Origin of the sequence: Spelaeicoccus albus (assembly GCF_013409065.1) — a bacterium.
In the GTDB taxonomy this organism is placed as follows: Bacteria; Actinomycetota; Actinomycetes; order Actinomycetales; family Brevibacteriaceae; genus Spelaeicoccus; species Spelaeicoccus albus.
In genome coordinates this window covers 1325295-1338418 of record NZ_JACBZP010000001.1, presented here as the reverse complement: position 1 = coordinate 1338418, position 13124 = coordinate 1325295, and the positions used below count along the sequence as shown (strand labels likewise).

Below are 13124 nucleotides of genomic sequence, written 5' to 3'. Positions count from 1 at the left end.
GACGCCGTCCCATGAAGCTTCGTCGGGCGCATCGAAAGCGCCGGACCCGACGACCTCGCCTCCACCGTCCGGTCTCTCGGCCCTCGGATCCCCTGTCGCTTTCGCCTCAATCCCCGTCACCGGCGGTGACCGGCAGCCCGCCATGGTCAAACTGTTGAAACCCGACGACTTCTTCGCGGCTCGCCCCGACCCCATATGGACGTTCACTGGAGACGACGACTGGAACTCCTTCAATGGGTTCAAGTTCCGCACAATGGGCTCGCGCACCGTGGCACTTTTGGTCGGCTCACGCGGTCACCTCGCCATCGTCCCGGTCGAGCCATCCGACAAAGCCGCAGTAACGACCAACGACATCATCTGGCAATCGTCTACACAACACACGGACAATCCGCACGCCGCAGAACTTGTCCCGGCCGGAAAGCACGCCTGGCCGGATGGAAGGGGAACAGCGCCCGACCTGTTCATCGTCGCCGCCCCCGGTGAGGGCGGTAGCTTGGCGGTTTACGACATCGACGCCGACACCGCGTGGCGCACGCCTTTTGCGGGCGGACACGGCGTTTTGTGGGATCCCACCGCGAAACGGCTGTGGGCATTGGGCAATTCGTCTCTGAGTTCTTATCGCATCCAGAAGTATGCGAAAACCGAACAGGGCGCGGGCGAGGTCGACCACACGGGTTCGGGTTGGGACCTGGGCGACGCTCGGCACGAGATCGACACACCTCTGATGGGGCACGATCTGCAGCCTGACTACAACAGTCATGGCACGCACCTGCTGATCACTACACCCAGTCAAGTCTTCCGCGTGCCCAAGCGGCATCCGGGCAAGAGGACAAGCCTCACGCTCCCCGTGGGCAAGCCTGGCGTCCCGTCCTACAAGGGATCACAAAAAGTGAAATCACTCGTGCGCACGTCGTCCGGCCTGTACGTCTGGGTCCGGTTACAAGGTCACGGGTTCAATCCGGACGCCGTCTGGACGGATAACGCCATCTCGGTCGGCAAGGCGACCGATGACGGAAAGATCGCACAAGTTGCGACGCTGAAGCTGCCGAAGGGCGATTGGACTTACAAAGCCCGCGTGTTCTCGACCGACTACAGCTGACGCCGCTATCTCTCTCCACTCGTCGCGATCGAGATGGAGAAGTGGCGCTGAAGTACGAACAGCACAACTGCGGGCACTATCGAAATCACCAGTGCGGCGGCGAACAATTGGCCGAAATCGAACAGGCTGGAGGTGTAGGTGCGAGCAAGGGCGACGGCCGCTATCTGTTTGCTGTCCGAGGAAACGATCAGCAGCGGCCAGAGGTAGGCCGTCCATTGCCCCATGAAGATCAGTAGACCGGAGTTGATCATCGTCGTCCCGTTCAAGGGTATGTAGATCCGGGAGAGAATACGGAAATCCGAGGCGCCATCGATCACCGCTGCTTCACGGAGGGAAGCAGGTACCCCGAGGAACGACTGCCGCATGTTGAAAATCGCCAGGCCGTTCCCGATCCCCGGAAGGATCAGAGCAACATAGGTGTTGTCCAGGTTCCAGTCGGTGAAGACGTGCGCCAGCGGAATGGCAATGGCCTCGAAAGGAATCATGAAGCCGATGACGAGGAGACTGAAGATCACCTCGCGGCCGCGGAATCGCACCACGGCGAGCGCGTACGCTGCCGGAGCCGAAAGCGCCAGTCCAATCGCGACCGACGCGAAAGTCACGAACAGGGAGTTGAACATGGGGCGCAGGAACCCCAGCGCCCCGAACAACTCACGATAGTTCGACAGTGTCCATTTCCTGGGGATGAGCGTGTGCCAACTGAGTGGCGACACATTCGAGATGACCGAGTTCCCCGGAGCGAGGGAGCCGAACAGCATCCAGACCGCCGGAAGCACGAACAACACCGATACCGCGACGGCCAAGATCGTGAGCAGAACCGTCATGAGAATTCGCTGTCGCCGGCGCGAGCCGCTCCGTCGCTGCGGCAACGCAGTGGTCCGGTCGTGCGAAGTCATTGTCATTTGTCACGTTCTCCCAGCAGTCGAAACTGGATCGACACGATGATGATCATGATCACCGTCAGTACCACTGTCGCGGCCGCACCGATATGCGGCTCGGAGAACGTATAGGTGCGCTGGTAGACGTCGAACATCAACACCGTCGTGGAATTCTCGGGACCGCCGTTGGTCAGCATCTGCATCGGCACGAACAAGACGAAATTGGCCACGGTGTCCGCCACCAGGACGAATAGCAGGGGTCGACGCATCAGCGGCACCGTCAACGACCAAAACGTCCGCCAGCCGTTCGCGCCGTCGATCGAGGCTGCTTCGTACAATTCCTGATTGACGGAGTTGAGACCACCGATCAAGAAAATCATCCAGTGCCCGATTCCGATCCACGAAGCGACGAGGATGATGCTGGCGAGCGCTTGGTGCGACGACGTGAAGAACGGCTGTGAGCCGATTCCGAACAATCCCAATAACGCGTTGACCGGTCCGTCCGGCCGCAGCGCAATTCCCCACGCCACCGACGACCCGACCAACGGGATGGTCGACGGCAAAAACACGGCAGTGCGCCACAATCCGCGACCGAACATCTTGCGCGTCATCAGAACGGAAACGGCCATGGCCAAGGCAATCTGGAGCGGATTGATGATCAAATTGAATACGACAGTCCGGCCGAGCGTCTGAAGGAACGACACGTCAGTGAAAAGGGTGACGTAGTTCTCCAACCCGGCGAACTTTTCCTCCGCCAAGACCCCGAAACCTTCCGACTTGAACAGCGTGTCCCACACCGCCTCGCCGAACGGCAGAAGACGCAGTAAGGCTATTGCGAGCACGGCCGGTGCCAAGAAGATCACTGCGGTGCGCAATTGACTGCGCGCCATTCTGGAACCGCGCGTGCGCTTCGACGGCGACGCGCCCGGGGCCGCCTCGCCGGCGCGATTCGTCTTTACTGGTACTTTTTCCACGCCGACGTAATCTTCTGTTGCGCCGTATCCAGCGCCTTTTTCGCGTCAGTGCCGTTCGAGATGTCCGAGAACGCCTCCTCGATGAGCGTCTCGAACTCGACGTAGCCCACTGTGGCGACTCGCGCCTGGGCAGTGTTCTTCGACTCGTAATCGATGATCTTTGCCGCCGCCTTGCCCCCGGCCGAGCCGGTGTAAGGCTCGCTGGCGAGGTATTTCTCAACGCCTTTCTTGTTGGCCGGCATGATTGACCATTCCATGCTCTTGCCGAAGCCGCCCACGCCGTCAATTGCGAGCCACTTCATGAAGATCGCGGCAGCCTCCTTGTTCTTGGAGTATGGGTTAAGCCCGATGCCCCACGAGCCGGTGGGCGTGTATGGCGTGCCGCCCTCCCACACCGGCGTCAATCCACCGCCCCACTCGAATTTCGCCTGCTCGGTGATCCACGTCACCCAGTTCTGAGTGTGCCAGAAGTAGCCGGTATGCCCGGCGATGAAGGTCGGGCCCGTCTGTTCCGGTGTGATGCTCTTGGGCGAGATTTTCTTATCGAACAGCGAACCGTAGAAGTTCATCGTCTCGACCCACTGGGGATTGTTGACGTCCACTGTCAGATTGTGCTTTCCCTTGGCTCCGATGCCACCCCCGTCAGAGGCGGGTAGCGGTTCGAGTTGGTAGTAGCGGTTGGGTTGGCCGAACAGCATGCCGTACTTCGCCCCGCCCTTGTCCTGAACCCGCTTGGCGTCCTTCGCCAACTGCTGCCAGGTGATCCGCTTGGCTGGATCCGCCGACGGCGGCTTCACGCCGGCCTTTTCCAGCAGTGCCGGGTTGTAGTAGAGGACTTGTGATGAGTTGCCCAATGGCAGCGACCACAGCTTGCCCTGGAACTTACACGCGTCGACAGTTGTCGGCACCAGCGCCGACGTGAGATCTCCGAACTGATCGGTGAGATCGGCAAGATAGCCTTTGGTGGCGTACGCCGCCACGCGCGGCTGGTCAGTCCAAAAGACGTCGGGGTTCCCGGTCTTGTCAGTGATCCTCGAAGCCAGGACGCTGTTGAGGTTCTTGAAAGGGATCTGCTGGTATTTGACGGTAATCGTTGGATGAGCCTTGTGGAAGGCCTTGAGCACCGGGTCCATACCCGAGGTGCCGGACTTCGCCCGCTGGCCGACGACGGTGATCGTCGCGGTGGGGTCCTTCTGTGGGATCTCCCAGTTGTCGGACTTGCCGGAACTCTTATTTCCGGAGCCCTCGCTGCTGCAGCTCGAAACTGTCGCGGCTGCTGCCATTGCGGCGGCACCGCGGAGGAATGTTGCGCGCTTCATTACATCTCCTTCAATCGGGTTTGGAAGAAGTTCGAGACTGATGCGGCATTCACCTCCCGCGCGACGTGGGCATTTATGGCGCGGTCTGCCTGATCGATGTTGTAGTCGGCGAGCATCGCGCCTTGCATCCGGTCGCCTGTTTCAACTTGAACGTAGGCATCTGTCCAGGCCAGCAACTCCGGATGAGTGACGGAGGCGACCGCTACCGGGTCGTGCATGGCACACGAAGCGTCGGTTTCCAGACCCAGCTTCATTCGGTGGTCGATCCAGGCAACCGTGTAACGGCCGGCAAAGGACTCGAACGGGCTCGCGCTCTCTTGCATCTCCAGTGCCCGTCGCCTCGTCAGTCGCACGAGCACTGTGACGTCAAGACCGACCCACCACGCAGCGATACCGCTAGTCAGCACCACGTGTGCGGCCTCCGGATCGTTCCACACGTTGAACTCGCCAGGCCGATCCGCCTTGTTCGTCGACCGGTCGAACACGCCGCCCATGATCACCAGACGCTTCAAGGCTCGAGCAAACGACGGGTTCAGGCGCATGGCGAGGGCGACGTTGGTCAGCGGGCCGACTGCGACGAGTGTGATCTCGCCCGGGTGCGCGAGCACGTGGTCGACCATAGCGACGGCTGCCGGAGTCGGCTGCGGATCGCGCACCTCCACGTCGTCCGGAATCGTGCCGAAACGCGCCTGCGGACGGATGAGCGGAACCTGCGCACCACGATGCACCGGAATGTCGCTGCGCCGCAGTCGATGCAGTAGTTCAAGCGTCAAAACCGTGACGGTTTCCACGTCGGTGTTGCCGTTGACCGTCGTCACCAAGTCGACGGTGATATCGGGATCGGCCAGCGCGAGCGCTAATGCAAACCCGTCGTCGATATCGCTGCCCGGCGCACCCATAGCCAGATCAACATCCAGGATGATTCGCTCCACGACAACCCCTACAACACGTGTTGACTAATCGTTGTCCCATGATCACACGCCCTAATCGTCGAGACAACCCCTCTGCCGGAATACTGAGTCGAACGGCCCAGCCGCGCTCTCACAAAATTCGCATCATGTGACTCCGCGTACGGCTCGGACCGGTCTCAGATCATCGCCAAGCAGTTCGATGGTGACAACCTCTAGCCGGCCGGCAAACGGAAACTCGCCCTCGTCGCCTTGATGCACCGGCGAGAGGCGATCGCCGCCGACATCGAGGCCTTGAAAGGCAATGAAGTACTCGAAGGTCTCGGCCAGCCGCATTTGCCCGACCGGCTCATCGTCGATCATCAAGACAGCGAGCCCGCCGGTACCGGCGTCATCGTGATCGAATCTGACCGCGACACGGCAAGTTCCCGTCGGCAGCGTCGAGGTAGATCGCACCAACGTGTGGCGGTTGTAATGGTTCAGGTCGTACACGAGATGGCCATCCTTGACCAAGAACGCATACCCGCTATTGCGGCTGCCGTGGGCAATGAGCACGCCGTCCTCGGTTCCTACCGGACGGTCGATCACCGCGCTGATTATGAAGGATCGGCCGGGCAGCGGCGGGGCGGAACCGGTGCCGATGTGCTGCATCCCGTTGTAGTAATCCCAGCGTGTTCGATCCCGCGGGGAGTGCGGCCGGAATTTGACGTTGGCCCGCTCAGCGAATCCCCTGTCGTCCAACGGCAACACGTCGTTTGCGCGGGCTTCTTCCCACCAGGCCGCCACCAGCTCCGCGAGGCGCTCGGGCTCGGACCCGGCCAGGTCATGAGCCTCGGACACATCATCGTCCAAGTGATACAGCTCCCACTTGTCCGCAGCGAAATCCGTCCCGCGGCGGTGGAATGCGACGGCCTTCCACCCGTCCTTCCATACCGCTCGATTTCCGTCGGTTTCAAAGTACTGAGTACGTGCCGGCGACGGCAGCGCAGAGTCAGCGAGAACGGGCCGCATGCTTTGCCCCTGGATCGGGCGCAACCGCAGTCCCGCGCGCTCAACCGGCGCAGTAACGCCGGCCAGGTCCAGAATCGTCGGCACGATGTCGGTCACGTGCTGGAACTGGTGTCGCTTACTTCCGGGCTTCAATGCCAAACCGAGGCGGTCGGGCACGTCCACAATCATCGCCGTGCGAATCCCGCCGGCATGCGTATTTTGCTTGTATCGCTTCAGCGGCGTATTTGCCGCCTGCGCCCAGCCAAGCGGGTAGTTCACGTCGGTGGAGACGCCGTCGATCTCGTCCATTCGCGCCACCACCTCCGCAGCCTCGGGGAAGTGCCCGTTCTCGTAGTGGGTGGTGTTCAGCACACCGTGTGGGCCGCCCTCTTGACTCGCCCCGTTGTCCGCCACGACGACAACTATCGTGTCCTTGCGGCGTCCGAGTACCTCGAGTTCCGCAAGTAGACGCCCAATTTCGTGGTCGGTGTGTTCCAAGAATCCCGCGTACACCTCCTGGAACCGGGCCGAAGCGGCCCGTTCGTCGGCCGATAGGGAATCCCACGCCGTTACGTCGTCATTGCGCGGCGGCAGATCCGTTCGGGGCGGGATCACTCCCAGCTCGATCTGGCGCCGATAGCGTCGCTCGCGGATGACGTCCCAGCCGTCGTCATATCGCCCCCGGTAGCGCTCGACGAATTCCCGCGGAGCATGGAAGGGCGTGTGAGTCGCGCCCAGCGCGAGGTAGCTAAAGAACGGAGTCTGCGGCGCCACCGACGTCTGGTCACGCAGATACTGCACCGTGTTATCCACAAGATCCGTCGTCAGGTGATATCCCTGCTCCGGCGTGGCGGGCGGTTCTACCGACTGGTTGTCGCGGAACAACTCGGGATGGAAATGATCGCTCAGTGCCTCCAGGAAGCCGTAATAGTGCTCGAAACCGCGGCCGAGCGGCCACTGGTCGAACGGCCCCGCCACGGTTGTCTGATCCATAGGGGCCAGATGCCATTTTCCCACCGCCCATGTGTTGTAGCCGGCGTCCACCAAGACCTCGGCGAGCGTCGCCGAATCGTGTCCGATGGCGCCACGATAACCGGGAAATCCGTCGTCCACGTGCGACAGATAGGCCATTCCGACGGCGTGGCTGTTCCGTCCGGTCAGAAGGCTCGCACGCGTGGGCGAACACAGCGCAGTTGCGTGGAAATTCGTGAATTGGACTCCCCCGGCGGCAAGCGCGTCCAGGTTCGGCGTCGCGATCTCGGAGCCGTAGCAACCCAGACTGGCAAAGCCTAGATCGTCCAAGACGACCATCAGCACGTTCGGCCGTCCCGCCGCGATTTCCTCGGGCGGCCACCATGGCGTCGAGTCCCGGTACGTCTCACCGATCACTCCACCGAAGGCCGCATGTTCGGCGGATTTCCCGACATCGACGGCGCTCACGCGTTCTCGCTTTCGCTTAGGGTGACACCGGCACGCTCGGCGAGCAGCGCGAGGCCGATTCGCGGGTCGTCGAGCGTGGTGCCGGCCCATCCCTCATCCATGGCCCGGAGGACGTCGTCGGATGTCGTGCACTGCCAAATCGTCGCGCATTTCTTCTTCCGGAATTGTTCAGCGGCGTCGAGATCGCTGAGCGCCCAGTTCACCATAAGCTGGTCCATCCCGAGGTCGACGTTTTCCTCGAGTTTGTCGCGTTCGTTCGCGCCGCAAATGAGCCCGACGCGCCACTCGGCGTCGTCCCGCCGGCCAGCCAGAACCGCCTGCGCACACTCGACGGAAAAGGTGGAAATCGTGATGTCGCGCCGATCCGGGCAAACCGTCCGGAGAAGGGACATGACTGACTCCGTGGCTCCGGGAGTCTTGATCTCAATCTGCAGGCCGGTTTGCCGGATTTCGCGGCAGATCGCCTCCAGCTCGGGTACATGCTCGCCCTGGCCGGCGTCGAGCGCCTGGATCGTATTCCACGAGGCATCCGCTATGTCGCCGGCGCCGTTCGTCGTCCGGTCCAGGGTCGGATCGTGCATCACCACGAGGCGGCCGTCGCGGCTGAGCCAGACATCCAACTCCACCGCATCCACACCCATGCTTTCGGCCCGTCGGAACGATCGCATCGTATTTTCCGGTTCCAGGGCCATCGCACCACGATGACCCACTATCCGGAACGGCATCGGCGGCATTGTCCAACTCCTCCTCGCTGATTTCGTGACCTCAAGACGGCTGGCCGTATCGAGGAGTTTACACGTGTTGAGTGAGTCGAACAAGGAATTTTTTACAAACGGACGAAGACCGTTATCGCCGATGAGAAGTCGATGCGGATAAGCGGACGCGCTCGGAGGGCTTGGACTGAAGCATCCTGCGCCGCTTCAAGCAGCTGTCACACTGCCTACTCGCCGAAGCGCGGCAACGTGCCGTCCATGTGATGATTGATTCATCATGATCAGCCCGTTGCCGCTAGGCCGCGGGCTGATTTTCCGTATAAGGGAGACTCATCGGCTACTACCGTCTCACCGGCTACCTATACCCGTTCCGCGAATCGGAGCAGTATGTCGACGAGAAAAGTCGCACACGAACACGGATTCTAAGCCACTACCGGCCCGCGACAACACTCCAGCAAGCCGAGGCAATCATCGATTTTGATCGCCGGCCGCGCAAGCTGGTCCTGTCGATCAAGCCGCATCGATGTCGAGATCTTAGTGCTCAATCTCGACTTTCAAGTATGCGCGCGACCGAGCCGGAAATCGGTCTGCTTATCGGAATTAGCGTGGCTTCGCGCCCGAACAAGCTTCTCACTCACCCGCCGGAATTGGCACCAGCCGAACCGAGCGACCGGTTCAACAACTCGAGGAACCACCGGCTGGCCTTTGACTCCGACGTGGCATCGTTCCAGTACAGGCTGACGTCGAACGTCGGAATGTCGATCGGCAGTTCCCGGATGACGACGGGCCACGACTGGGTGAACTGCTCGGCAACCTGCAACGGCACGATCGCCGCGATGTCGCTGTTCGCCATCAGCCCGGGCAACACCGCGAAATGCCGTAGCTTCAGCACCGTCCGCCGCTCAAGCCGCGCCGCCTCGATCGCCTCGTCCACTTGGTGATGACCCGACTCCTGATCGATCACCACGTGCCGCAGCGACTGGAACTCGTCCACACTCAACGGCTCATGCGAGCCGGCTCCGGCCCAGCTTTCCGGGACCATGCACACATACCTGTCACTTGTCAGGATCTTGCGCTGCCGCAGCCCAGGCAGCGGGATGCTGGCAATGGCGGCGTCGATACTGCCGTGCCGCAGCCAGCCGCGCACCTGGTCGATCTCCATCGGCACCACGTCGATTGCGACGTCCGGTGCCTCCCGGCGCAACCGCGACAAGATGGCCGGCAGAAACGAAAACTCTCCCAAATCCGACAGGCACAGCCGGAACATCCGCCGCGACGTCGCCGGGTCGAACTGCTCGTCGCCGCCGACCGCGGCATCGATCGCCGACACCGCCCGGCTCAACGTCGGATACAGTTCGACCGCCCGATCCGTCGGTGCCATCGTCGTCCCGCTTCGCACGAATAACGGATCCGCAAGCTGCTTACGCAGCCGCGCCAACCCATAACTGACCGACGGCTGCGTCACCGACAACATCGTCGATGCCTCCGTGACGCTGCCCGTCTCGTAAATGGCAGTAAACGTGCGGATGAGATTGAGCTCCAATGCGGACATGTCTTCCAGCATAGATAAAGAACGTCTATTCGTATTAACAAAACTATTGATTGGATCAATTGATACTTCGTTCTTACTGTGGAGTGACGGGAGTCACACGCCAGTCACACCCCCGTCTCCCCCGATCCACTCCACTGCAAGGACACAATGACGACCGTTAAAGAAGCCACGTTCGAACTGCTGCGGCGCCACGGGCTCACCACCCTCTTCGGCAACCCGGGCTCGAACGAGCTGCCCTTCCTCGCCGGTCTTCCGAGCGACTTCCGCTACGTGCTCGGGCTGCACGAGGGCGCCGTCGCCGGCATGGCCGACGGGTACGCGCAAGCTACCGGCCGCCCCGCGTTCGTCAACTTGCACGCCGCCGCCGGTACCGGCAACGCCATGGGCGCTCTGACCAACGCCTGGTACTCCCACACTCCGCTGGTCATCACCGCCGGCCAGCAGGTCCGGTCCACCATTGGCCAAGAAGTGATGCTCTCCAACGTCGACGCGCCGACGCTCCCCCGCCCACTGGTCAAATGGAGCAGCGAACCCGCCGACCCCTCCGACGTCGTCCGCACGCTGAGCCAGGCCGTCTTCACGGCGTCCGCCGATCCGCAAGGGCCCGTCTACGTCTCGGTGCCGTACGACGACTGGGCCACCGACGCCGGCATCGCCGCCGAACATCTCGCCGCCCGCACCGTCAGCCGGGCCGGCGCCTTCACAACCGACCAGCTCGCCGACCTCACCGCGACGCTGACCGCCGCCAACAACCCGGTCCTCGTACTCGGCCCCGACGTCGACTCCGCCCGCGCCAACGACTCCGCCGTCCGGCTGGCCGAAGCTCTCAGCGCCCCCGTCTGGGTCGCGCCGTCCGCACCGCGCTGCCCGTTCCCGAATCGGCACCCCTGCTTCCGCGGCGTCCTGCCCGCCGCCGTCGACGGCATTACCCGCAAACTCGACGGCCACGACCTGATCATCGTTATCGGCGCCCCGGTGTTCCGCTACCACGAATACGATCCCGGCCGGTACCTCCCCGACGGCGCGGAACTGCTCCACCTCACCTGCGATCCCGGCGAAGCCGCCCGCGCGCCGATGGGCAGCGCCGTCGTCGTCGACATCCGGTCGGCACTCGAGTCGCTGGCCGCCGCCGTCCCGGCGTCCGGCCGGCCGATGCCCGCCCCGCGCGAGCGGCCCGCACCGGCACCGGCCGTCGACGGCGTCCTCACTCCCGGCGCCGTGTTCGACGCGATCAACGCCCACGCCCCGGCCGACGCCGTCTACGTCAACGAGGCCACGTCCACGGTCTCCGAAGTGTGGGACCGGATCGAATTCGACAGCCCCGGCAGCTACTATTTTCCCGCCTCGGGCGGCCTCGGCTTCGGGCTGCCGGCCGCTGTCGGCGTGCAATTGGCCGACCCCGGACGCCGCGTCATCGGACTTGTCGGCGACGGCTCGGCCAACTACGGACTCAGCGCGCTCTGGACGGCCGCCCAATGGAACCTGCCCGTCGTCATCATCGTGCTGAACAACGGCACTTACGGCGCACTGCGGGCCTTCGCCGGCAAACTGGACGCCACCGACGCCCCCGGACTCGACGTTCCCGATATCGACTTCTGCTCCCTGGCCGCGGGCTACGGCGTCGACGCGCACCGGACGCCGACAGCCGACGAATTCATCGACCGCTTCACCGCCGCTCTGGCCGGCACCTCGCCCGTGCTGCTGGACGTGCCGATCGCCACCGTGTCGCCGTTTGAAGACTGACTTTTTCGCTTTGCTAAAGGAGACCGCATGACATTCCTCGATCCGGCAACCTGGACCGGCAATATCTTCTCCGGCGGCTGGCATGTCGGCAGCGGGCCGGCCCAGCCCGTCATCGAACCGGCCACCGGCAATGAACTCGGCCGGATCGGCACGGCAACGCCGGACGACGTCCGGAAGGCCGCATCCGAGGCTGCCCGGGCGCAAATCGTCTGGGCCGCGACATCGCCGGAAGAGCGGGCCGCCGTGCTGCGACGCGCCGGCGATCTGTGGGAGCAGCACGCCGACGAGATCCAGGACTGGATCATCCGCGAGTCCGGCGGCATCCGCGCCAAAGCCGCGATGGAAACCCACATCGCCGCGCAGGAATGCTACGAAGCCGCCGCTCTGCCCTCGCACCCGGCGGGCGACGTGCTGACCTCGAACGAGAACCGGTGGTCGTTCGCCCGGCGCCGGCCCTCCGGAGTGGTCTCGGTGATCGCGCCGTTCAACTTTCCGCTCATCCTGTCCATCCGGTCGGTCGCGCCCGCGCTTGCGCTGGGCAACGCCGTGTTGCTCAAGCCGGATCCTCGGACGGCCGTGTGCGGCGGCGTCACGCTGATGCGCGTGTTTGAAGAAGCCGGGCTGCCGGAGGGCCTGCTCTCCCTGCTGCCGGGCGGCCGCGAGACCGGCACCGCCGTCACGGCCGCCGACGAGGTGCGCGTCATCTCATTCACCGGATCCACGGCAGCCGGCCGGGCCGTCGGCGAAGCAGCCGGGCGCAGCCTCAAACGCGCCCATCTGGAGCTGGGCGGCAATAACGCGCTCGTCGTGCTGCCCGGCGCGGAGGTGGCAGCCGCGGCGTCCGCCGGTGCTTTCGGATCGTTCATGCACCAAGGACAGATCTGCATGACGTCCGGCCGGCACCTCGTGCACGAATCCGTCTACGACGACTACGTGGCCGCGCTGGCCGAGAAGGCGCGCAACCTGCCGGTCGGCGACCCGGCGTCCGGCGATGTCGCGCTTGGCCCCATCATCGACGCGGGACAGCTCGCAAAGATCGACGAAATTGTCGCGGACGCCCTCCAAGGCGGCGCCCGGGTGGCCGCAGGTGGCAGCGCCGAGGGCCCGTACTACAAGCCGACGGTGTTGGCCGACGTCGCGCCGTCCAACCGGGCGTGGACGGACGAGATTTTTGGCCCGGTCGCGCCCGTCATGAAGTTCTCGACCGTCGACGAGGCCGTGAAGATCGTCAACGACAACGAATACGGCCTGTCCGTCGGCGTGCTCGGCGATGTCGGCGCCGCGATGGAGGTCGCCGACCGGGTCGAGTCCGGCAAGGTGCACATCAACGAGCAAACGGTGTCGGACGAGGCAAATGCCCCGTTCGGCGGGGTGGGCGCGTCCGGAACCGGCTCCCGATTCGGCGGCGCAGCGGCCAATATCGACGCGTTCACCGAAATCCAGTGGCTGACGGTGCGCCCGACCATCGCCGAGTATCCGTTCTAACCGACCGATCCCGACTTGATCAC

At 63.5% G+C, this 13124-nt stretch carries 10 protein-coding genes; 3 read left to right on the top strand and 7 right to left on the bottom strand.

Going from position 1 to position 13124, the window contains the following annotated elements:
• Positions 1 to 154: 154 nt before the first annotated feature.
• Positions 155 to 1099 carry a hypothetical protein gene (locus BJY26_RS06215; protein ID WP_179426620.1) on the top strand — a complete coding sequence of 315 codons (945 nt, stop codon included), beginning with the start codon at positions 155 to 157 and terminating at the stop codon, positions 1097 to 1099.
• A 5-nt stretch (positions 1100 to 1104) separates the two neighbouring features.
• Here the strand turns inward: BJY26_RS06215 and BJY26_RS06210 are convergent, their stop codons facing one another.
• The 7 genes from BJY26_RS06210 to BJY26_RS06175 all read right to left on the bottom strand — a co-directional run bounded on the left by BJY26_RS06210 (position 1105) and on the right by BJY26_RS06175 (position 9873).
• Positions 1105 to 1923 (bottom strand): carbohydrate ABC transporter permease, encoded by an 819-nt coding sequence (locus BJY26_RS06210; protein ID WP_218852282.1) that lies wholly within the window; start codon positions 1921 to 1923, stop codon positions 1105 to 1107.
• Positions 1924 to 1997: 74 nt separating this feature from the next.
• Positions 1998 to 2951 carry a carbohydrate ABC transporter permease gene (locus BJY26_RS19525; protein ID WP_218852281.1) on the bottom strand — a complete coding sequence of 318 codons (954 nt, stop codon included), beginning with the start codon at positions 2949 to 2951 and terminating at the stop codon, positions 1998 to 2000.
• Positions 2933 to 4270: an ABC transporter substrate-binding protein gene (locus tag BJY26_RS06200; protein WP_179426616.1), complete on the bottom strand. Its 1338-nt coding sequence runs from the start codon at positions 4268 to 4270 to the stop codon at positions 2933 to 2935. The genes BJY26_RS19525 and BJY26_RS06200 overlap by 19 nt, the downstream gene beginning before the upstream one ends.
• Entirely contained in the window at positions 4270 to 5202 is a 933-nt protein-coding gene (locus BJY26_RS06195) for a nucleoside hydrolase (protein ID WP_179426614.1), read from the bottom strand. The genes BJY26_RS06200 and BJY26_RS06195 overlap by 1 nt, the downstream gene beginning before the upstream one ends.
• Before the next feature lie 123 nt (positions 5203 to 5325).
• On the bottom strand, positions 5326 to 7608 hold the full coding sequence (locus BJY26_RS06190) for an arylsulfatase (protein ID WP_218852280.1): 2283 nt from the start codon (positions 7606 to 7608) through the stop codon (positions 5326 to 5328).
• Positions 7605 to 8300 (bottom strand): glycerophosphodiester phosphodiesterase, encoded by a 696-nt coding sequence (locus BJY26_RS06185; protein WP_218852279.1) that lies wholly within the window; start codon positions 8298 to 8300, stop codon positions 7605 to 7607. Before BJY26_RS06185 ends, BJY26_RS06190 begins: the two co-directional genes overlap by 4 nt.
• 655 nt (positions 8301 to 8955) lie before the next feature.
• On the bottom strand, positions 8956 to 9873 hold the full coding sequence (locus BJY26_RS06175) for a LysR family transcriptional regulator (RefSeq protein ID WP_179426610.1): 918 nt from the start codon (positions 9871 to 9873) through the stop codon (positions 8956 to 8958).
• 147 nt (positions 9874 to 10020) lie between these two features.
• Between BJY26_RS06175 and mdlC the strand changes: the two genes are divergently transcribed.
• Positions 10021 to 11616, top strand: coding sequence for a benzoylformate decarboxylase (gene mdlC, locus BJY26_RS06170; RefSeq protein ID WP_179426608.1), 1596 nt, complete (start codon positions 10021 to 10023; stop codon positions 11614 to 11616).
• Positions 11617 to 11643: 27 nt separating this feature from the next.
• On the top strand, positions 11644 to 13101 hold the full coding sequence (locus BJY26_RS06165; RefSeq protein WP_179426606.1) for a benzaldehyde dehydrogenase: 1458 nt from the start codon (positions 11644 to 11646) through the stop codon (positions 13099 to 13101).
• Positions 13102 to 13124 lie beyond the last annotated feature (23 nt).